Source organism: Amnibacterium endophyticum (assembly GCF_042680685.1).
Classification (GTDB): domain Bacteria; phylum Actinomycetota; class Actinomycetes; order Actinomycetales; family Microbacteriaceae; genus Amnibacterium; species Amnibacterium endophyticum.
Window position 1 is genome coordinate 8,404 of the sequence record NZ_JBHUEA010000022.1, and the last position, 19,967, is coordinate 28,370.

Annotated in this window: 22 protein-coding genes, 1 tRNA gene and 1 pseudogene; 17 read left to right on the plus strand and 7 right to left on the minus strand. The window is 72.8% G+C overall.

Features of this window, described 5'->3' with window-relative positions:
- Positions 1 to 316: pseudogene (locus tag ACFSBI_RS13250) on the minus strand (hypothetical protein); the annotation flags it as partial.
- Between the two features lie 70 nt (positions 317 to 386).
- Between ACFSBI_RS13250 and msrA the strand changes: the two are divergent.
- The 6 genes from msrA to pdxA all read left to right on the plus strand — a co-directional run bounded on the left by msrA (position 387) and on the right by pdxA (position 5,923).
- Complete coding sequence (gene msrA, locus ACFSBI_RS13255; protein ID WP_377935690.1) at positions 387 to 914, plus strand: peptide-methionine (S)-S-oxide reductase MsrA; 528 nt, start codon at positions 387 to 389, stop codon at positions 912 to 914.
- A 170-nt stretch (positions 915 to 1,084) separates the two neighbouring features.
- Complete coding sequence (locus ACFSBI_RS13260) at positions 1,085 to 1,585, plus strand: single-stranded DNA-binding protein (RefSeq protein ID WP_377935692.1); 501 nt, start codon at positions 1,085 to 1,087, stop codon at positions 1,583 to 1,585.
- Between the two features lie 59 nt (positions 1,586 to 1,644).
- Positions 1,645 to 3,327: an energy-dependent translational throttle protein EttA gene (gene ettA / locus ACFSBI_RS13265; RefSeq protein ID WP_377935694.1), complete on the plus strand. Its 1,683-nt coding sequence runs from the start codon at positions 1,645 to 1,647 to the stop codon at positions 3,325 to 3,327.
- A 19-nt stretch (positions 3,328 to 3,346) separates the two neighbouring features.
- The gene (locus ACFSBI_RS13270) at positions 3,347 to 3,844 is read left to right on the plus strand and encodes an acyl-CoA thioesterase (RefSeq protein ID WP_377935696.1); all 498 of its coding nucleotides are present in this window, start codon (positions 3,347 to 3,349) and stop codon (positions 3,842 to 3,844) included.
- Positions 3,845 to 3,848: 4 nt separating this feature from the next.
- Positions 3,849 to 4,904 carry a four-carbon acid sugar kinase family protein gene (locus tag ACFSBI_RS13275; RefSeq protein ID WP_377935698.1) on the plus strand — a complete coding sequence of 352 codons (1,056 nt, stop codon included), beginning with the start codon at positions 3,849 to 3,851 and terminating at the stop codon, positions 4,902 to 4,904.
- A complete protein-coding gene (pdxA, locus tag ACFSBI_RS13280) occupies positions 4,901 to 5,923 on the plus strand; it encodes a 4-hydroxythreonine-4-phosphate dehydrogenase PdxA (protein ID WP_377935700.1) in 1,023 nt (340 codons plus the stop codon). Before ACFSBI_RS13275 ends, pdxA begins: the two co-directional genes overlap by 4 nt.
- Positions 5,924 to 5,930: 7 nt before the next feature.
- Here the strand turns inward: pdxA and ACFSBI_RS13285 are convergent, their stop codons facing one another.
- Complete coding sequence (locus ACFSBI_RS13285; protein WP_377935783.1) at positions 5,931 to 6,779, minus strand: acyl-CoA thioesterase; 849 nt, start codon at positions 6,777 to 6,779, stop codon at positions 5,931 to 5,933.
- A gap of 62 nt (positions 6,780 to 6,841) precedes the next feature.
- Here ACFSBI_RS13285 and ACFSBI_RS13290 point away from each other — a divergent pair, with 62 nt between their 5' ends.
- The 3 genes from ACFSBI_RS13290 to ACFSBI_RS13300 are packed head-to-tail and all read left to right on the plus strand — an operon-like array spanning position 6,842 to position 8,179.
- Positions 6,842 to 7,516 (plus strand): DUF8185 domain-containing protein, encoded by a 675-nt coding sequence (locus ACFSBI_RS13290; protein ID WP_377935702.1) that lies wholly within the window; start codon positions 6,842 to 6,844, stop codon positions 7,514 to 7,516.
- A gap of 44 nt (positions 7,517 to 7,560) precedes the next feature.
- Positions 7,561 to 7,737, plus strand: coding sequence for a hypothetical protein (locus ACFSBI_RS13295; protein ID WP_377935704.1), 177 nt, complete (start codon positions 7,561 to 7,563; stop codon positions 7,735 to 7,737).
- Positions 7,738 to 7,771: 34 nt separating this feature from the next.
- Positions 7,772 to 8,179: a hypothetical protein gene (locus ACFSBI_RS13300; RefSeq protein ID WP_377935705.1), complete on the plus strand. Its 408-nt coding sequence runs from the start codon at positions 7,772 to 7,774 to the stop codon at positions 8,177 to 8,179.
- A gap of 8 nt (positions 8,180 to 8,187) precedes the next feature.
- On the opposite strand, the gene ACFSBI_RS13305 is transcribed toward ACFSBI_RS13300, so the two are convergent.
- The 3 genes from ACFSBI_RS13305 to pepN are packed head-to-tail and all read right to left on the minus strand — an operon-like array spanning position 8,188 to position 12,269.
- Complete coding sequence (locus ACFSBI_RS13305; RefSeq protein WP_377935707.1) at positions 8,188 to 8,580, minus strand: globin; 393 nt, start codon at positions 8,578 to 8,580, stop codon at positions 8,188 to 8,190.
- Complete coding sequence (locus ACFSBI_RS13310; protein ID WP_377935709.1) at positions 8,570 to 9,733, minus strand: mechanosensitive ion channel family protein; 1,164 nt, start codon at positions 9,731 to 9,733, stop codon at positions 8,570 to 8,572. The genes ACFSBI_RS13305 and ACFSBI_RS13310 overlap by 11 nt, the downstream gene beginning before the upstream one ends.
- Complete coding sequence (gene pepN / locus ACFSBI_RS13315) at positions 9,720 to 12,269, minus strand: aminopeptidase N (RefSeq protein WP_377935710.1); 2,550 nt, start codon at positions 12,267 to 12,269, stop codon at positions 9,720 to 9,722. The genes ACFSBI_RS13310 and pepN overlap by 14 nt, the downstream gene beginning before the upstream one ends.
- A 94-nt stretch (positions 12,270 to 12,363) precedes the next feature.
- Between pepN and ACFSBI_RS13320 the strand changes: the two genes are divergently transcribed.
- From ACFSBI_RS13320 to ACFSBI_RS13345, 6 genes are all read left to right on the plus strand, one after another.
- Positions 12,364 to 12,861 carry a ribose-5-phosphate isomerase gene (locus ACFSBI_RS13320; RefSeq protein WP_377935712.1) on the plus strand — a complete coding sequence of 166 codons (498 nt, stop codon included), beginning with the start codon at positions 12,364 to 12,366 and terminating at the stop codon, positions 12,859 to 12,861.
- Positions 12,862 to 12,864: 3 nt separating this feature from the next.
- The gene (locus ACFSBI_RS13325) at positions 12,865 to 13,953 is read left to right on the plus strand and encodes an Fpg/Nei family DNA glycosylase (RefSeq protein ID WP_377935714.1); all 1,089 of its coding nucleotides are present in this window, start codon (positions 12,865 to 12,867) and stop codon (positions 13,951 to 13,953) included.
- Positions 13,954 to 14,066: 113 nt separating this feature from the next.
- Positions 14,067 to 15,377, plus strand: a complete 1,311-nt coding sequence (locus ACFSBI_RS13330) for an amidohydrolase (protein ID WP_377935716.1) — start codon at positions 14,067 to 14,069, stop codon at positions 15,375 to 15,377.
- A 73-nt stretch (positions 15,378 to 15,450) separates the two neighbouring features.
- Complete coding sequence (locus tag ACFSBI_RS13335) at positions 15,451 to 15,777, plus strand: hypothetical protein (protein WP_377935718.1); 327 nt, start codon at positions 15,451 to 15,453, stop codon at positions 15,775 to 15,777.
- A gap of 181 nt (positions 15,778 to 15,958) precedes the next feature.
- A tRNA-Gly gene (locus ACFSBI_RS13340) sits at positions 15,959 to 16,029 on the plus strand.
- A gap of 110 nt (positions 16,030 to 16,139) precedes the next feature.
- On the plus strand, positions 16,140 to 17,600 hold the full coding sequence (locus ACFSBI_RS13345) for an AlbA family DNA-binding domain-containing protein (RefSeq protein WP_377935720.1): 1,461 nt from the start codon (positions 16,140 to 16,142) through the stop codon (positions 17,598 to 17,600).
- Here the strand turns inward: ACFSBI_RS13345 and ACFSBI_RS13350 are convergent.
- Entirely contained in the window at positions 17,597 to 18,733 is a 1,137-nt protein-coding gene (locus ACFSBI_RS13350) for a tyrosine-type recombinase/integrase (protein WP_377935721.1), read from the minus strand. The genes ACFSBI_RS13345 and ACFSBI_RS13350 overlap by 4 nt on opposite strands.
- Complete coding sequence (locus tag ACFSBI_RS13355) at positions 18,734 to 19,009, minus strand: hypothetical protein (protein ID WP_377935723.1); 276 nt, start codon at positions 19,007 to 19,009, stop codon at positions 18,734 to 18,736. It abuts the gene before it with no gap.
- 62 nt (positions 19,010 to 19,071) lie between these two features.
- Between ACFSBI_RS13355 and ACFSBI_RS13360 the strand changes: the two genes are divergently transcribed.
- Complete coding sequence (locus tag ACFSBI_RS13360; RefSeq protein WP_377935725.1) at positions 19,072 to 19,245, plus strand: hypothetical protein; 174 nt, start codon at positions 19,072 to 19,074, stop codon at positions 19,243 to 19,245.
- A gap of 27 nt (positions 19,246 to 19,272) precedes the next feature.
- A complete protein-coding gene (locus tag ACFSBI_RS13365; protein ID WP_377935727.1) occupies positions 19,273 to 19,473 on the plus strand; it encodes a hypothetical protein in 201 nt (66 codons plus the stop codon).
- The last annotated feature ends 494 nt before the right edge of the window (positions 19,474 to 19,967 follow it).

Consider the following 19,967-nt stretch of genomic DNA (forward strand, 5'->3'; position numbering starts at 1 on the left):
CCGCGGCGCGGGTCCCACCCGGCAGCGGCAGCAGCCGGACGCGCACGTCGGCCTCGCTGCGGAGACGCGAGGCCCGCCGGCGGTCGCCGCGCGAGCCGTCGCCGTCAACGGTCGCCCGCGCGGCCTCGACCAGGCCGGCGACCGCGGTCGCCGCCTGCTCGCGATCCGCCTGCCGGATCGCCGCACCCACCGCGCGGCGCCCGATCAGCGCCGCCAGCACGCCCGCGACCAGGATCGCGAGCGCCGGCACGATCGCCGTCTGCAGCACCCGGGCGCCGCCGGGGGACTGGAACCACGCCGCGATGTCGGCCCACATGCGCGGCACAGTAACGCCCTCGGGCGACAGGCTCCGGAATGCGACCCGCCCGCGGGCGGTTGGGCCCGGCATGGAGACCTACACCCTCGCCGGCGGCTGCTTCTGGTGCCTGGACGCCGTGTACCGCTCCCTCGACGGCGTCGAGGACGTGGTGTCCGGCTACATCGGCGGCAGCCTCGGCCACCCGAGCTACGAGGCGGTCTGCACCGGGATGACCGGGCACGCGGAGGCCGTGCAGGTGACGTTCGACCCGGACGTGATCCCGCGCGACGTGATCCTCGACGTGTTCTTCACGCTGCACGACCCGCGCCAGCTGAACCGGCAGGGCAACGACGTCGGCACCCAGTACCGCAGCGCGATGTTCCCGGCGGACGACGAGCAGCGCTCGCGCTTCGAGGCCGCGATCGAGCGGGCCGCCGACGTGTGGGACGGGCGCGTCGTGACGACGATCGAGCCCCTCGGCCGCTTCTGGGTCGCCGAGGACTACCACCAGGACTTCTTCGCGAAGAACCCGAACCAGGGCTACTGCATGGCCGTCGCCCTGCCGAAGGTGAACAAGGTGCGCCGCTCGTACGCCCAGTACGTCAAGGCGGCCTGACTCCGCTCCTCCCCAGGCGCCGATCCGGCCCGATCCACGCATCCGAGCGGATCGGTGCTCTCGCGGACGCCTCGCCGGTCCACGCTCGTCGCAGCGGGGCCCGGAATCTTCATCCCCGGCACGGGTGACCGGGTCCCGCTCCCATGACGGCGAGCGACGAGGAGCGGGACATGGCGGAGACGATCACGATCACCGGACGGCTAGGCCGGGACCCGGCGGCGAAGTCGACGTCGAAGGGCGAGGTGGTCGAGTTCACCGTCGCCCGCACGAGCCGGGTGCTCGGCCCGGACGGGCGCTGGGGCGACGGGGGCACCACCTGGTACGAGGTGAGCGCCTGGGACCGGCTCGGCCGCAACGCGATGGCGTCCCTGCGCCGCGGTCAGCCGGTGATCGTGCAGGGGGTCGTGCGCCCCCACGAGTGGACGGGGCAGGACGGCGAGACGCACCGCGTGCTGCAGCTGCGCGCCTCGGCGATCGGGCACGACCTCAGCAGCGGCACCTCGTCGTTCCTGAAGGCCCCGCCGGCCGCGGCCTCGCGGCCGGCGCCGCCGCAGGAGCCGGCCGAGCCGATCAGGGAGCAGCGAGCAGCGGTGCCGGAGCCGTCCCCGGCCGGCACCGGCGAGACCGGGTGGTCGACGCTCGCGCAGGCGGAGGCCGACACCCCCTTCTGAACACCACGACGGCGGCCGCCGGAGAACCCGGCCGGGCCGCGGAAAGTAGGATCCACGGCATGGCGGAGTACATCTACCAGATGGTCCGCGCCCGCAAGGCGCACGGCGACAAGCTGATCCTCGACGACGTGACGATGTCGTTCTACCCCGGCGCGAAGATCGGCGTCGTCGGTCCGAACGGCGCCGGGAAGTCGACGATCCTCAAGATCATGGCCGGGCTCGACACCCCGTCCAACGGGGAGGCGAAGCTCACCCCGGGCTTCACAGTCGGCATCCTGATGCAGGAGCCCGAGCTCGACGAGTCGAAGACCGTGCTCGAGAACGTGCAGGACGGCGTCGCCGAGCTGCGGGCCAAGCTCGCGCGCTTCGACGCGATCGGCCTCGAGATGGGCGAGCCCGACGCCGACTACGAAAAGCTCGGCGACGAGATGGCGAAGCTGCAGGACGAGATCGACGCCGCGAACGGCTGGGACCTCGACGCGCAGCTGGAGCAGGCGATGGACGCGCTGCGCACCCCGCCGGGCGACGCGATGGTCGAGCACCTCTCCGGCGGCGAGAAGCGCCGCGTCGCGCTCTGCAAGCTGCTGCTCCAGGCGCCCGACCTGCTGCTGCTCGACGAGCCCACCAACCACCTCGACGCCGAGAGCGTGCTCTGGCTCGAGCAGCACCTGTCGAAGTACCCCGGCGCCGTGCTCGCCGTCACGCACGACCGGTACTTCCTCGACAACGTCGCGCAGTGGATCGCCGAGGTCGACCGCGGCCGCCTCTATCCCTACGAGGGCAACTACTCGACCTACCTCGAGAAGAAGCGCGAGCGCCTCACGGTGCAGGGCAAGAAGGACCAGAAGCTCGCGAAGCGGCTCTCCGACGAGCTCGAGTGGGTGCGCTCGAACACCAAGGGCCGGCAGGCGAAGTCGAAGGCGCGCCTCGCCCGCTACGAGGAGATGGTGGCGGAGGCGGAGCGCACGCGGAAGCTCGACTTCGAGGAGATCCAGATCCCGGTCGGCCCGCGCCTCGGGTCGCAGGTGATCGACGCGTCGAAGCTGCAGAAGGGCTTCGACGGCCGCGTGCTGATCGACGGGCTGTCCTTCACGCTGCCCCGCAACGGCATCGTCGGCGTCATCGGCCCGAACGGCGTCGGCAAGACGACGCTGTTCAAGTCGATCGTCGGCCTCGAGCCGCTCGACGGCGGCGACCTCACCGTCGGCTCGACCGTCGACATCTCCTACGTCGACCAGAACCGCGGCGGGATCGACCCGAAGAAGACCCTCTGGCAGGTCGTCTCCGACGGGCTCGACTACATCCACGTCGGCAACCAGGAGATCCCGTCCCGCGCCTACGTCTCGACGTTCGGGTTCAAGGGCCCGGACCAGCAGAAGCCCGCGGGCGTGCTGTCGGGCGGTGAGCGGAACCGGCTGAACCTCGCGCTGACGCTGAAGCAGGGCGGCAACCTGCTGCTGCTCGACGAGCCGACGAACGACCTGGACACCGAGACGCTCGGCAGCCTCGAGAACGCGCTGCTCGAGTTCCCCGGCTGCGCCGTGGTCATCACCCACGACCGCTGGTTCCTCGACCGCATCGCGACGCACATCCTCGCCTACGAGGGCACGCCGGAGCAGCCGGGCAACTGGTACTGGTTCGAGGGCAACTTCGAGGCGTACGAGCAGAACAAGGCCGAGCGGCTCGGGCCGGAGGCGCTGCGCACCGGCCGGGGCGTCTACCGCAAGCTGACCCGCGCCTAGTGGCCGGGCACGGCGCCTCATGAGACTGCACGTGCCGCTCCGGCTGCGCTGGAGCGACATCGACGCGTACGCGCACGTCAACAACGCGGCGATGCTCGGGCTGCTCGAGGAGGCGCGGATCCAGGCGTTCTGGGCGACCGCCGACACCGCGACGGGCTCGGAGGGTTCCGGCGCGGCGGGGGAGTCGTCCTCCGCCGTGCTGGACGGCCGGCCCGGTGCGGACACCCTGACCCTCGTCGCGCACCAGGAGGTCGAGTACCTGCGCCCGATCCCGTACGGCCGGCAGCCGCTCGACTGCGAGCTCTGGGTGCCGCGGGTCGGCGGCTCGAGCCTCGACGTGCACTACGAGGTGTGGTCGCCCAAGGGGCTCGAGCCGCGGGTGCTGACCACCCGGGCGGCGACGACCATCGTGCTGGTCGACGCGGCGACCCAGCGCCCGCGTCGGGTGACCGACGCCGAGCGGGCCGCCTGGGCGCCGTTCGCCGAGCCGCCCACCGCGTTCTCGCGCCGCCGCTGATCCCGTGCGCGACTGGCTGCTCGTCGCCGACTACGTGTCGGGCGCGCTCGACGGCGCGGTCGGGTTCGCCGGCCGCGGCGCGGTCGCCTACGCCGCCGGCCGCGACCCCGCGGTCGCCGACGTGCTCGCCGTGTCCACGGGGTCCCGGGCCGGCGCCGCGCCGCCGGCGACGGCGGACGAGGCGATCCGGCCCGCCGACGTCGAGCGGCTCTTCGTCAAGATCGACTCGACGCTGCGCGGCTGGCCCGTCGCCCACGTGCGGACCGCGCTGTCCGCCTGGCACCCCGGCGCCACCGCGGTGGTGTGCCCGGCCGCGCCGGCCCTTGGGCGGACCGTCCGGGGCGGACGGCTGCTCGTGCACGGGCAGCCTGCGGTCGCCTCGGCCGCCGGCGCCGACCCGGTGGCGCCCGCGACGGAGGACCGGCTGCCGGTGCTCTTCGACGCCCCGCTCGTCGCCGTGGACGACGTGCCCGGGCTGGTCGGCACCGGCCCCGCGCTGGTCGTCGATGCGGTCGACGAGGCCGACCTCGACCGGCTCGCGGCCGTCGTCGAGTCGTGCGGACCGCGGGCGGTGCCCGTCGGGGCGGTCGGCCTCGCCGCCGCCCTCGGTGCGCGGCGGGGCGCCCGTGCGCAGGAGCGCCCGCGCGCCACCGCGCCGGTCGTGCTGGTGACGTCCCTCCACCCCGTCGCGACGGCGCAGCTGGCGACGCTCGGCTACCTCGTGCCGGTCGTCCGGCCGCCCGCGACCCCGGACACCCGGCTCGACCACGCCGCCGCGACGGCCGCGGCGCGCGCCGCCGCCCGCGTCGCCGCCTCGCTCGTGACCACGCACGGCGCGGACGCGGTCGTCGTCATCGGCGGCGACGGCACCGACGCGCTGCTCGGCGCGCTCGGCGCCGACGGGGTCGAGGTGCGCGGGTCCGTGCTGCCCGGCACGCCCTGGGGGCGCGTCCGAGGCGGGGACGCCGACGGGCTGCTGCTCGTCAGCCGCTCCGGCGGCTTCGGCGGGCCCGACGACCTCCGGCGCCTCATCCGCATCCTGACCGAGGAGATCCGATGACCCGACCCACCCTGGCGCTCACCCTCGGCGACGTCGCCGGCATCGGCCCCGAGATCACCGCCAAGACGCTGCTCGACCACCCCGAGCTGCGCGAGCACGCGGTGCCCGTCGTCGTGGGCGATGCGGGCGCCATGCGCCGCGGCATGGCCGCGGTCGGCCACGACCCGGCCGCGCTCGTCGTCCTCGACGACCCGAGGGACGCGGAGAACGACCCCCGCACGATCGAGCTCGTGCAGGCCGGTCCCGCGCTGCCCGAGCTGCCCTGGGGGCGGCTCGACCCGGTCGCCGGCGACGGCGCCTACCGCTTCGTCGTGGAGGCGTGCTCGCTCGTCAAGCGCGGCCGGGCGGACGCGATCGTCACCGCGCCCCTCAACAAGGCCGCGATGCACGCCGCCGGCCATGGCTTCGCCGGCCACACCGAGCTGCTCGCCCACGAGTTCGGGGTGGAGGACTACAGCCTCGTGCTGTCGGCGGGCGACCTCTACGTCTTCCACCTGACCACCCACGTCTCGCTGCGGCAGGCCGTCGAGGACGTGACCCCCGACCGCACCCGCCAGGTGATCCGCCTCGCGCACGCGTTCGCGCGGGCGCTCGGCCGGCCGGACGAGCGGATCGGCCTCGCCGGCCTCAACCCGCACGCCGGCGAGCACCGCAGCTTCGGGGACGAGGACGCGGACGTGCTCGAGCCGGTGGTCGCCGAGTCGGTGGCGGCGGGCCTCCCGGTCGACGGGCCGATCCCGGCCGACGCGCTCTTCCCCGCCGCGATGCGGCGCGGGCGGTGGAAGATCCTGATCGCCTGCTACCACGACCAGGGCCACGCGCCGTTCAAGTCGGTCTACGGCGACGACGGCGTGAACATCACCGTCGGCCTGCCGGCCGTGCGCGTGTCGGTCGACCACGGCACGGCCTTCGACATCGCGGGCACCGGAGCCGCCGGCGAGGCGAGCATGCTGCTCGCCTGCGTCCGCGCCGCAGAGCTCGCACCCGGCTGGGGCGCGGTGACCGAGGCGCTGCGCTGAGCCCGCGTCAGCCCTCTGCGGGCACGCGGAGCATCCCCTCCTGCGCCACCGAGGCCACGAGCACGCCCTCCCGGGTGAAGATCCGGCCGTGGGAGAGGCCGCGGCCGCCGGTGGCGCTCGGGGAGTCCTGCACGTAGACGAGCCACTCGTCGACCCGCGCGGGGCGGTGCCACCACATCGCGTGGTCGAGGCTCGCCGCCCGCAGGCCCGGGGTCGACCAGGCGGCCCCGTGCCGCCGCAGCACGGGCTCGAGGATCGTGTAGTCGCTCGCGTAGGCGAGCGCGGCGCGGTGCACGACCGGGTCCTCCGGCAGCCGCCCGCGGGCGCGCAGCCAGACGGCCTGCTGCGCCGATCGCGACTCGGCCGGTCCGACGTACACGGGTGCCTCGACGTGCCGCAGGTCGAAGGGGCGGGCGCTCCAGAACCGGGCCATCGGATGCGGCAGGGCGCCGAGCAGCTCCCGCTCGTCCGGCAGCGACTCCGGATCGGGCAGGCCCTCCGGCATCGCCGCCTGGTGGTCGAGCCCGTCGTCCACCGTCTGGAACGACGCGATCATCGAGAAGATCGGCACGCCCCGCTGGTACGCCTGCGTGCGCCGGGTGGAGAAGGAACGGCCGTCGTGGATGCGGTCGACCGCGAAGGTGATCGGCACCTCGACGTCGCCGGCCCGCAGGAAGTACCCGTGCGTGGAGTGGATCGGCCGGTCGCGCGCGACCGTGCGGCTCGCGGCGACGACCGACTGCGCGAGGACCTGGCCGCCGAAGACGCGCCCGTTCGGGTTCCACTGCGACGGGCCGGTGAAGATGTCCTCGATTGTGCGGGCGCCGGTGTCGACCAGCCCGAGCGCCGCGAGCATCGCGGGCAGAGGTTCCACGCGGGCCTCCTCGTCGTGCGGGAACCGGTAGTTTACGAAGCCCGATGGACCGCTTCCTCACGCTGCCGGACGAGACCGCGCTGACCGATCTCGTCACCTACCTGTCCCGGGCCGACCGCGTCGACCGCGCGAGCGTGCGGCTGATCGCCGGCGGCGGCGTGCTCGCGGTGTACACCGCGGTGCTCCACCCGGGCGGGCTGCTCGACGAGACGCCGACCGTGCTCGGCCTCAGGACCGTCGGGGTGGACCCCGACCAGGTGCTCGACGCCGTCGTGCCGATCGCGTCGCTCGTCTCGCGGCTGCAGGCCGCGGCGCCCGAGGCGGACGGGTCGGTCCGGGTGGGGATCCCCGCCGAGGTCGCGACCGTGACGTGGGCGGGCGTCGCGCCGCCGAGGTCCGGCTGGCAGGCGGTCGACCGCGCCGAGGCGGGCCCGCTCGCGGAGGTCGCGCGCGCGGGCATCGTCGAGGTCGCCGAGGCGCTGCCCGCGGATGCGGGGGAGGCGATCGTGCGCCGGGTCCGCGCCGAGGTGTGGGGCCGGCCCATCCCGGCCGTGGAGCACGTGCCGGCCGGTGCGGCGTTCGCGGCGCACAGCCTCGGGTTCCTCGGCGACGCGGCGGAGGAGATCCCGGTCTACGAGTCCGGGCCCTGGACGCGCCTCTCCGCGCGCCGGGGGCACGTGCTCGTCAAGCGCCGCGGCTGGTCCCTGCACGGCGCCTGAACAGGGGGCCGACCAGGCAGAACACCGGCGATTAGCCTGAAGAGGTGCCGCCCGTCGCCCGATCGCCTCTGACCGCGCTCGTCGCGGTCCTCGTCGGGCTGGGCCTCGCGAAGGGGCTGGCCCGCGTCGCGGGTCTCGGCGTGCTGCTCGTGGTGGTGCTCTCCTGCGTCGGCGCGCTGACGGTCGGCGTCGCGCTGCTGCGCCTCCTCGTCCTCACCTGAGGCGCGATCGGGGCCCGAGTCGTACCGTGAGGGCGTGACGACGGAGCGGCGCGCGCTGCTGCTGGCGTGGAGCGTGCCGGCCGCGATCCTGCTCGCGGCCGCGCTCTGGCTCCTGCCGCTGGCCGACGCCTCGGCGGCGGCCCGGGCCCTCGTCGACGACGAGATCGGGAACTGGGTCGTGCTCGCCATCTGGCTGCCGCTCGCCGTCGCGCTGGCGGTCGTGTCCCAGGCGGTGCGGCGCTCCGGTCGCCCGCTCGGGCCGGTCTGGCCCGTGCTGCAGGGGATCCTGCTGGTCGCCGGCCTGCTCTGGTCGCTGCCGCCGCTGCTCGTCGACGCGGGGCCGGTCGAGGCGGTAGCGTCCGCCGCGGTCCACTTCGTGCTGCCGGTGGTCGTGCTGCCGCTGTCCGCGGTGACGGGCCTCGTGGTGTTCCTGCGCGCCTGAGCGGCCGGCTACTCCTCGAAGGTGTTCACCATCGCGTGGGCGGCGCGCTCCAGGTAGCCCCAGAGCTCCGCCTCGTACAGCGGCGGCAGCTGCAGGTCGTCGACGGCGACCCGCATGTGCCGCAGCCAGCGGTCGCGCTGCGCCGGGTTCACCTTGAACGGCATGTGCCGCATCCGCAGCCGCGGGTGCCCGCGGTGCTCGCTGTAGGTCGTCGGCCCGCCCCAGTACTGCTCGAGGAACCCCGTCAGCCGCTCGGCCGCCGGCGCGAGGTCCTCCTCCGGGTACAGCGCCCGCAGCTCCGGGTCCGCCGCGACGCCCTCGTAGAAGCGCGCGACGAGCCGCTCGAACGTCGGCCGGCCGCCGACCGCGGCGTAGAACGACGCGCCGGCCTCAGCCGCCATCGGTCCGCTCCGCGGTCGCACCGGGACCGGACGCGCCGGAGGCACCCGACGCCCCGCCGGCGCCGCGAGCCCCGGTCCTCGGGCCGCTCGGGGCGGGCGGCAGCGGCTGCTCGACCGCGTGCTGCGCCTTCGGCTTCCGGCGGCGCTGCACCGGCACGGGGCTGGTGCGCGGCTGCCGGACGCCCCGCAGCGAGCCGGCGAACTCGAACTCCTGCAGCCGCGTGCTCGACATGCCCGCGGGCTCCACGCCGATGTCCTCCAGCGCCTCGCGCAGGTGGGTGCGCAGCGACCAGGCGACGTCGTCGCGGGCGTTCGCGTGCGTGCGCACCACGACCCGGATCACGATCCCGTCGCCGCTGACGCCCTCCATGCCCCACAGCTCGGGCACGTCGCTGACGACGCGGCGCCACTCGGGCCCGGCGAGCGCCGCCTTCGCCGCGTGCAGCAGCTGCTGCTGCACCGCCTCGACGTCGACGTTCTTCGGCACGGTCACGTCGACGATCGCGCGGGACCAGCCCTGCGACCGGTTCCCGACCCGGGTCAGCTCGCCGTTGCGCACGTACCAGAGCACGCCGTTCACGTCTCGGATCTGCGTGACCCGGATGCCGACGGCCTCGACGATGCCGGTCGCGAGGTCGGTGTCGACGATGTCGCCGACGCCCAGCTGGTCGTCCGCGACCATGAACAGGCCGGTCAGCACGTCCTTGACGAGGTTCTGCGCGCCGAAGCCGAGGCCGGCGCCCAGCGCGGCCGTGATCAGTGAGAACGCGCCCGTGATCTGCGGGTTGATCACCGTGACGACGCTGAGCAGCGCGATCACCACGACGACGAACGACACGATGTTGTTGAGCACCGACCCGAGCGTGCGGGTGCGCTGGACCGTCCGCGCGGCGCTGACGGGGGAGTGCAGCAGCGCCTGCGTGTCCTCGACCTTCTGCCGGCGCTTCGCCCCCGTGACGATCCGGTTGACGAGGATCCGGATCGCGGAGTGCGCGATCGCACGGACCACCAGCGCGATGATGACGATCAGCGCGATCATGATCAGCTTGCCCCACCAGGCGGTGGTCCAGTCGCCGTCGTTGCCGAGCGAGAAGACCTCCTGCCAGAAGTCGTTCAGCGCGTTCCGCGCGTGCAGCACCTCACCCACGGGCATCGCGCTCCTGCGCGGCGAGCGCACGCTCGACGCCGGCCGTGCTCTCGACGACGACGCGGCGCAGCGCGGGGGCCGCGTCCGGGTGCTCGTCGAGCCAGGCGCGGGACGCGGCGACGAGGTCGCGGTCCGCGAGCGGCGACGGGTACAGCCCCTCGACCAGCGCCTCGGCGATCGCGTAGCTGCGCTCGCGCCACAGCCGCTCGATCACCGCGAAGTACCGGTCGACGTACGGGCGCAGCAGGTCGGTGTCGATCGCCCGGCGGAAGCCGCGAGCGGTGGCGCGCACGGTCGCGTTCGGCAGCGCGGCCGAATCCACGACGGACGCCCAGGCGGCCGCCTTGCCCGCCTCGGTCGGGATCGCGGCACGCGCGTGCGCGGCGGACTCGCGGCCGGTCGCGGTGTCGTCCGCGGCGAGCGTCGCCGTGATCTCCGGGTCGCCCGCCTGGCCGCCCGCGACGAGCGCGATCAGCAGCTCCCAGCGCAGGTCGGTGTCGACGTCGAGCCCGGGCAGGGGCGAGGACCCGGCGAGCAGGCCGCGGAGGAAGTCGAGCTGACCGGGCGTGCGGGCGATGCCGGCGAGCGCGCGGACGAACTGGAACTGCGCGTCGGAGCCGCCCTCGGCCGCGGCCGCGAGCGCCTGGATGCCGTCGCCGAGCTCCGTCAGCGTCGCCTCGCGCACCTCCGGCGCGGTGTACGCGGACGCGGCGAGCCCCGCCTGCGCGAGCACCTGGCGCAGCGTCGTCGACTCGGTCTCGGTGCCGATGTTGTTCAGCACGAGGCGCACGAAGTCGCGCGGGCGCGCCTCGGCGTCGCGCGTCGCGTCCCACACCGCGCTCCAGATCAGCGAGCGGGCCAGCGGGTCCTCGATCGCGGCGAGGTACCCGATCGCGCTCTCCAGGCTCTCCTCGTCCAGGCGGATCTTCGCGTACGCGAGGTCGTCGTCGTTCACGAGCACCAGCGCGGGCCGGCGCTTGCCGACCAGCTCGGGCACGTCCGTGCGGTCGCCCGCGACGTCGAGCTCGAGGCGCTCCGTCCGGACGAGGTGCTCGCCCTCGAGCTCGTAGAACCCGACCGCGAGGCGGTGCGGGCGGATCGTCGGCTGCGCCTCGATCGCGGTCTGCCGGATCGCGAAGCCGGTGATCCAGCCGTCGGCGTCCGTGTCGATCTCCGGCGTCAGCGTGTTCACGCCGGCGGTCTCGAGCCACGACGCGCTCCACAGCGACAGGTCGCGGCCGCTCGTGACCTCCAGCTCGACCAGCAGGTCCTTCAGCGTCGTGTTGCCGAACGCGTGCTTGCGGAAGTAGGCGCCGACCCCCTGGAGGAAGGGCTCGCGACCGACGTAGGCGACCAGCTGCTTCAGCACGGAGGCGCCCTTGGCGTAGGTGATGCCGTCGAAGTTGACCTGCACGTCCTCCAGGTCGCGGATCTCGGCGACGATCGGGTGCGTCGACGGCAGCTGGTCCTGCGCGTACGCCCAGTTCTTCTCGAGGATGTTGAAGGTCGTCCAGGCGCCCTCCCACTCCGTCGCCTCCGCCGTGGCGAGGGTGGAGATGTACTCGGCGAACGACTCGTTCAGCCAGAGGTCGTTCCACCACTTCATCGTCACGAGGTCGCCGAACCACATGTGGGCGAGCTCGTGGAGGATCGTGACGACGCGTCGCTCGCGGGTCGCCTCGGTGACCTTCGAGCGGAAGACGTAGGTCTCGGTGAAGGTGACCGCGCCCGCGTTCTCCATCGCGCCGGCGTTGTACTCCGGCACGAACAGCTGGTCGTACTTGTCGAACGGGTACGGCACGCCGAAGATCCGCTCGTAGAACGCGAAGCCCTCCTTCGTCTTCGCGAAGACGTAGTCCGCGTCGAGGTGGTCGAACAGGCTGGCGCGGGCGTACGCGCCGAGCGCGATGGTGCGGCCGTCGGCGGAGGTCAGCTCGTCGTGCACGCTGCGGTACGGCCCCGCGATCAGCGCGGTGATGTACGAGGAGATGCGCGGCGTCGGCTCGAACGCCCACGTCGCGACGCCCTCGCCGTCCTGCCGCGGCTCCGGCGTCGGCTGGTTGGACACGACCGCCCAGCGCGACGGCGCCGTGACGGTGAAGCGGAACTCGGCCTTCAGGTCCGGCTGCTCGAAGACCGCGTACATGCGGCGGCTGTCCGGCACCTCGAACTGCGTGTACAGGTACACCTCGCCGTCGACGGGGTCGACGAAGCGGTGCAGGCCCTCGCCCGTGTTCGTGTACATGGCGTCCGCGACGACGACCAGCTCGTTCTCGGCCTGCAGCTCGGGCAGGCGGATCCGCACGCCGTCGTTCACGTCGGCGGGCTCGAGCGCCGTGCCGTTCAGGGTCACCGAGTGCACCTGGCGGGTGATCGCGTCGATGAAGGTGGAGGCGCCGGGCGTGCCGGTGAAGCGCACGCGGGTCGTCGAGCCGAACACCTCCGATCCGCGGGTCAGGTCGAGCTCGACCTCGTAGGAGGTCGGCTGCACGACCGCGGCGCGCTCCTCGGCCTCGACTCGCGTCAGGTTCTCTCCGGGCATGGGTCCTCCTCGCAGGCGTCGGCGGACGAGCCTAAACGCCGCTCGATGGGACCGCCGAGGGGGCCTCGGCGGCGCCGCCCTAGACTGCGGAGCCATGCGGGTGCACCTCGGCACGGACCACGCCGGCCTCGACTTCTCGAAGCATCTGAAGGGGCACCTGGAGTCCCGGGGGCACGAGGTCGTCGACCACGGGCCGACGTCGTACGAGCCCCTCGACGACTACCCCTCGTTCTGCATCGACGCCGCCGTCGGGGTCGTGAACGACCAGGCCGCGGGCGTCGTCGCGCTCGGCGTCGTCTTCGGCGGCAGCGGCAACGGCGAGCAGATCGCGGCGAACAAGGTGCGGGGCGTGCGCGCGGCGCTGATCTGGAACGAGGCGACCGCCCTGCTCGCCCGCCAGCACAACGACGCGAACGTCTGCGCGATCGGCGCCCGCCAGCACACCCTCGAGGAGGCGGTGCGGCTGATCGACCTGTTCCTCGCCGAGCCGTTCTCGGGCGAGGAGCGGCACGCCCGCCGCATCGCGCAGCTGGCGGAGTACGAGTCGACGGGCACGATCGCGGCCCACCCCACAGACGAGCTGACGGCCTGACCGATGCCCGAGGGCCACTCGATCCATCGGATCGCGCTGCAGTTCCGTCGGAACCTCGTCGGGCACCGGGTCGCCGCCTCGAGCCCGCAGGGCCGCTTCGCCGCCGGCGCCGCCGAGCTGGACGGGCGCGAGCTCGTGGCCTCCAGCGCGGTCGGCAAGCACCTGCTGCTCGGGTTCGAGGGCGACCGCACGCTGCACGTCCACCTCGGCCTCTACGGCGCGTGGGACTTCGCGGGCGAGGTGTCGCCGGACCCGGTCTTCACGACCGCCGACGTGCCGGACTCGAGCGGCCGGGTCGAGCAGGTCGCGGGCCTGCGGCCGGGCGCCCTCGAGGAGGCGACGCCGGAGCAGCTCGCCGCCGCCCGCGCGCTGCCGGGGGAGCGCAACCTCAAGGTCGAGAACAACGAGGACTCCACCGCCTCCATCGGCGCGCCCCGCCGCACCCGGGTCCGGATGGCGGAGTCCGAGGTCGAGCGCACCGACGAGCTGACCGAGTTCCCGCCGCCGCCCGTCGGCCAGGTGCGGCTGCGGCTGCTGACCGACACGGCCGTCGCCGACCTGCGCGGCCCGACCGCCTGCGAGGTGTTCACCCCCGAGCAGGTCGAGCGGCTGCTCGGCAAGATCGGGCCCGATCCCATGCACGACGCGGGCAAGCGCGCCGAGGACCGGTTCGTGCAGCGGGTCATGCGCTCGGCGACGCCGATCGGCCTGCAGCTGATGGATCAGTCCGTCGTGGCCGGGATCGGCAACATCTACCGCGCCGAGCTGCTGTTCCGCGCCCGGCTGAACCCGCACGCGCCGGGCAAGGCGATCCCGGAGCGCGCGCTGCGGCGCCTCTGGAAGGACTGGGCGCACCTGCTCGCCATCGGCGTTGAGACCGGGCAGATGATGACCCGCGACGACCTCTCCAGCGAGGACGACTACCGCCGGGCGATGGCGGACCGCAACGAGCGGCACTACGTCTACAAGCGCACGGGGCTGAAGAGCCCCCGCGGCCGCGGGACGGTCGTCATGGAGGACATGGGCGGGCGCAATCTGTACTGGGCCCCGGGCTGGCAGACGCGGCCCGAGCCCGCCGGGGAGCAGGGCTGAGCGCGCTGCTGCTGCGGCGCGCCCGCGTCCGCGGCGCGCTCGTCGACCTGCGGCTCGGCGGCGGCGTCGTCGCGGCGGTCGGCCCGTCGCTCGAGGCCGGCGGCGCCGAGGTCGTGGACCTCGACGGGCGCGAGGTGATCCGCGGCCTCTGGGACGAGCACGTCCACGTCGTGCAGGCGGCGCTCGCCGCGGTGCGGGTGCCGCTCGGCGGCACGGAGTCGGCGGCCGAGACGCTCGCGCGGATGGCGCCGGCGCTCGCTGGGGCGACGGACGACGAACCGGTCGTGGGCCTCGGGTTCCAGGACGGCCTGTGGCCGGACGCGCCGACCCTCGCGGCGATCGACGCCGTCGCCGGGGAGCGGACGGTGGTGCTGATCAGCCACGACGTGCACGCCGTCTGGCTGTCGTCGGCGGCCGCGCGCCGCTTCGGCGCGGAGCCGGGGGAGGACGGGCTGCTGCGCGAGGGGCCCGCCTTCGCCGTCAGCCGCGAGACCAGCGTGCTCGAGCAGCGGCGCGTGGGGCCGGCGGTCGCGGCCCTGCTGGCCGCGGCCTCCGCCCGGGGCGTGACCGGCATCGTCGACTTCGAGATGGCCTGGAGCCGCGACGCCTGGCGCGAGCGGATGAGCGGGGAGTGGGCCGGCCCGCGGATCGAGGCGGCCGTGTACCCGCCCGACCTCGCGCGCGCCGAGGCGTCCGGGCTCGCGACCGGCGACGACGTCGAGGGCACGGGCGGGCTGCTGCGCGTCGGGCCGCTGAAGACCCTGATCGACGGGGCGCTGAACACCCGCACCGCCTACTGCGTCGACCCCTACCCCGACGGCTCGCACGGCCTGCTCACCGTGCCGCGGGACGAGCTCGGGGCGCTGCTCGCCCGCGCGCGTGCCGCCCGCCTCGTGCCCGCGGTGCACGCGATCGGGGACGCGGCGGTGACCGCCGCGCTCGACGGGTTCGAGGCCGCGGGCATCGGCGGCCGGATGGAGCACGCGCAGCTGGTCGCAGACGGCGACCTCCCGCGCTTCGCGGCCCTCGGGGTGACGGCGAGCGTGCAGCCGGCGCACCTGCTCGACGACCGCGAGGTCGCGGCGGAGCACTGGGCCGGCCGGACCGCGCGGGCCTACCCGCTCCGCAGCCTGCTCGACGCGGGCGCGACCCTCGCCTTCGGCTCCGACGCCCCGGTCGCGCCCCTCGACCCGCTGCTCGCGATGCGGGCCGCGGTCGACCGGGCCCAGCCGGGGGAGGACCCGTGGCATCCGGAGCAGCGGATCGGGCTCGACGAGGCGCTCCGCGCCGCCACCCGCGGCCGCGCCGAGCCCCGGGCCGGCGACCCGGCGGACCTCGTCGTGCTGGACGCGCCCGTCGACCGGCTCGAGGAGGGCTCGGTGGCGATGACCCTGGTGGCGGGCCGGTTCACCCACCGCCGGTAGGCGCGCGCCCCGTTCACCCGACGTTCGTCCGGGCGTCACGCCGCTGTCGACCCGCCCGCGCATCGTCGAGGGCATGACCCTCATCACCGCGGCGGAGACCCGCTTCCGCCCCGCCGGCCTCGCGCTCGAGACGGGCCTCCTCGACGAAGACGGCGGCTCCGCGATCCACACCGACCTCGACCGCCTGGCCGAGGAGCAGCAGCGCGTCCGCGAGGCGACCGCCTCGCTGGTCGCGCGCATGAACCACCCGTCGGCAGGCCCGGACGAGCAGGACCGGCTCGCCCTCGACGTGGCGCGGATGCTCGTGCTCGCGGAGGACCTGCGCCAGGCCCGCGCGAAGGCGGCCTCCCGCCGCACCGCCGCGGGCCGCCCGTGGCGCACCCGCCTCGACCTCGACTGAGCTCGCCGGCGGGCGCCGCGCGGTACCCGCACCACCTCGCGCGGTACCCGCACCACCTCGCGCGGTAGCCGCGCCCTCGCGCGGTAGGTCGACCCACCGCGCGACGGCACGGCTACCGCGCGAGGGTCCGGGGCGCGGCCCGCGTGCCCGGTACGATCGACCCGGCGCCTCAAGGCGCTGCGGGGATGTAGCTCAATGGCAGAGCTCCAGTCTTCCAAACTGGTGGTGCGGGTTCGATTCCCGTCATCCCCTCCGATAGAAGCCCTGGTCAGGACCAAGTTCCGACCGGGGCTTCTTTCGTCACAACGGGTAGATCCCCGCCAAAACCCCGCGGTGTCGGAGAGGGTCCTTATGGTTCTTCCGTGGATGTAGACCTGAACCGACTGCGGAGTTTGCTTGCGCAGGGCGTAGAGACTCCGGAACTCGACTACAAGGCCACGTGGAGCGTCGACGAGCGGCACGATCTCGTGGAGCTGGCGAAGGATGTTGCTGCTATAGAGGCTCTTCCGTCAGGTGGATACATCCTGATTGGCGCCAATGACGATGGCGCGCCGAGCGGTCTATTCAACGAGCCTGCGCCCGGCGCTTTCGATGAGCAAAAGGTCCGCAGCCGTCTCATCTCCGTACTAGGTGAGCCGCTTGACCTCACTGTGGGCCTCCATGTATTGAATGATCACTGGTTCCTATTGCTCGGTGTCGGAGCCCATGTAAGCGGGTTTCGCATCATGGATCGAGATGGTCAGTACCAGGACCGTCTGGATAAGCAAAAGACATTATGGAGAGCAGGCGACGTATTCGTTCGTCGTGGTACGTCAAGCGAGCGTTGGAATTATCACGAGGCCCGGGATTTGGTAGAGCGAGTGATCGAGCAACGAAAGGAGCAGTGGCGCGCCGACGTTTTCGCTACGATCCGCGGCCAGTCGCCAATCTTCGAATCTGGTGGCTACGTCAACGTGTCAGTAGACATTCCTCTGGAGGCGCTGGAGCAGTCTGTGCTTCAGCTAATTCGCCGTGAAGACCGCGTGGGCTTGGACGTACTCCTTCGTCGAGTGCGCGCAAGTGCTCTCCGAGCTGTTGAGGGAGCCCACAGATCAGAAACGGCGGTCGTACAGCTGTCAGATCAGCTTCTTAGGCTGGGAGTCATCGCGGTACTTTCCGCTCGGTACGACATGCGCTCGATCTTGAGTTCATCGCTTTCGTCCTTCCAGGCAATCTACAATGCGATCGACCGGTTACAAGTGCGCTTCATCGAAGGCAGCGATGCGGTCCTCCTTTACCTGTACGGCGTCGGCGGCGCCCTCGTTCTTGACGAGAAGTGGGGAGAGATCCGCGCCCTTGTGCAACTCGTTCCCGAGAAGAGTGATCTGTCCTACTGGAAGACAATTCTGCGGAAGGCAGAAGTCATGTCTGCCCGGGCGCGCCTCGGGGATTCCCAGGAGACAGGTCAGCGGCTCGGCTTGATCGAGCGTGCTAAAGGAATGGCGGTGCAGCTCTTCGACTTAACGGGTCTTCCTTCCGACGACGAGACCGCTACCAGTTCCCTCGTGCAATTCGACGTCTACCGCGGTATTGTCGTCAATAAGCGTGGGCAGTCGAACTCCTATGTCAACTTTGCTTTCTACTGGACCGACAAGGCAGAGCCTGCGTTCGTTAATGTCGTTACAAATCCGGGTGTTCGACACGCATTGACGGATCTAGACGACTCGGATTTGCGGGCCGTGATTCGGGAAATGGATCAGCTGGCTCACAACGAGGCTTTTATGTACAACGCTTGGTTCGGTCTGCAGGACCGACGACTAGTCCAGTTTCTCGAGCAGAGCTAGCTGGAGGCGGTGACGTAGGCCTCGAACCGGTCGACCTGCTGCGCATAGTCGGTCGGGTACAAGTGGCCGTAGACGGTGTCTGTCGTGGTGACGGAGGCGTGCCCCATCCATCGGCTCACGACGACCGGCTGGAAGCCCGCGGCGAGCGCCAGCGACGCGAAGGTGTGCCGCAGGTCGTGGAACCGCAGGTGGGGGAGCCCCGCTCGCTCGGCGGCAGGCAGCAGGTAGTACCGGCGCAGCCCGCCGACGTCCATCGGCCGCGACCAGTCGAGGCGCCGCGACCCGTTCGCGCGGCCGGGCCAGAACAGCGCGTCGGGGTCGCCGGACGCCGGGTGGGTCAGCAGGTAGCGCCGCAGCTCGGCGGTCAGCGCCCGCGACAGGATCGGCACGTTGCGGGTGCTGCGGGCGGACTTGGGCGTGTCCGTGGTCCAGGCGCCGTTCACCTTCCGGACGGTCTGCCGCACTTCGATGTGGCCGGCGGACAGGTTCACGTCCCGCACCCGCAGCCCAGCCACCTCCGCGGCCCTGAGCCCGGTTCCGGCAGCGAACCGCACCACGAGTCCGTAGGGCGGATGCGCGTCGAGGTCGGCCGCGATCGCCTCCACCTGTGTCGGGGTGAGGAAGACGGCCGCGAAGTCCTCGCGCGTGCCGGGGCGGGGCACGTCCACCCCAGCGCACGGGTCGTGCGCGACGAGCCGGTGGCGCAGGGCGTACCGGAACACCTTGTGCAGCGCGACGTAGTGGTTCCGCACCGTGTTCGCCTCCCGCCCGGCCGCAATGAGGCTCGCGAGCCACGCCTCCACGTCCTGCCCGGTGATGGCCGACAGCCGCCGCGCGCCGAAGGTGGGGTAGACCGCGGCGGCGTACAGCTGCTCGTACCCGGCGTAGGTGCTCGCCTTGAGCCGCGGTCGGCTGGCCGCGAGCGACGCCTCGGCCACCTCGCGGAAGATCTGCTGTCGCCGCAGGAGCGGCGCCGTGCTTACGCCCTCTGCTAGCTCGTTCTCGATCCGCAGGGCGAAGCGGTCGGCGGCCCTGCGCTGGGCGAAGGTGCGCTGCCGGTCGCGGCCCGCGTCCTTCCAGCGGACCTCGTAGGCCCGGCCGCCCTTGCGGGCCACCTCGCGGACGTGCGCCATCTACAGCACCACCCGCTTCACGGCCTGGACCGTGCCGTCCCAGGTGCCGACGGACCGCGTCGTCGTGCGGTGCAGGAGCGCGCCGGGCGTCGCGTGCACGTTGACGAAGCCGCCCGGGAAGCGGTCGAGGTACCGGACGCGCCAAGGCTCCGGGCCGGAGGTGTCGTCGAGGACGTAGATCAAGTCGCCGGGAGCGAGGTCGCCCACCAGGACGGTCTCGGTGGTGAGGGCGGGGTTGGCGAGGATCTTGCGGGAGTCGAAGTGGTCGACGGACATGGGTAGTGCCTTTCAGTCGTGGGTGGGTGGGTGGTAGCTGCGGAACCGGTACCGTCGGGCCGGTGACGAGGGAGCGGATGCGCATGCTCGTCCTGGTCGGTGTCGGTCTCGTCGTCCTCGGGGTGCTGCTGTCCGTCACGGTCAACTTCCGCGGCGGGCTGCTCGTCGCCGGTGGCGTGGCAGTCCTGGCCGGCGTCGGGGTGACCTGGTTGCAGCAGCGCCGCGGAGGCGACTGAGGGGACCTGGGTACGGTGCCAGGTGTGGTGAGCCAGCGGGACCCGACGCTCTATGCGGCGATGGCCGTTCTCGGCGGGTTGCAAGTCGTCTCCGGCGTGCTGAACGGGCTGGCTCATCTTGATGAGCCGTGGGGTGTGGCGCTCGGGGCGGCGACCACCGCGATCGGCATCGCCCTGCTCGTTCTCGGTATCCGCCGCTACCGCCGCGAGAAAGCACGCACGGACTGACGCGCGCACCGCTGTACCGCCGCTCCCAGGTGCGGACCTCGACCGCGCTCGCCAGCGCGTCGGTCAACGCTGGGCGGTCGGCGACCTCGATCGGTAGACGGGGCCAGGAGCCGCCGTCCGCGGTCGTGGCGACCATCGCGACCCAGGCGAGCCTCGCCTCGTCGGCGATGTCGCGCATGCCACGCTCGGTCAGGCGAGCCGGGACCGCGTCGAGGATTCCTAGGTCCGCTCCGCGGTCCGCGTCGCGGCCGCGCAGGCACGGCGCACGGTGGACTCTTGCCACCTCGGCAAGCCGGTGGGTGACAGAACCGGCTCAGCGGTGCGCGTGCCGGCGGTGGTGGTGCGAAGCTAGTCGCCTGTCTCGCGGACCAGCACGACGCGTTGGAGGACGCCCGCGAGTTCATCTCGCCGTAGGCGTCGCGAGCAGCAGGGCGACTTCTTTGCGAGCACTGATCGGCGCCTGTTCGAGCTTGGTGAACGTGGCCAGCACGCGC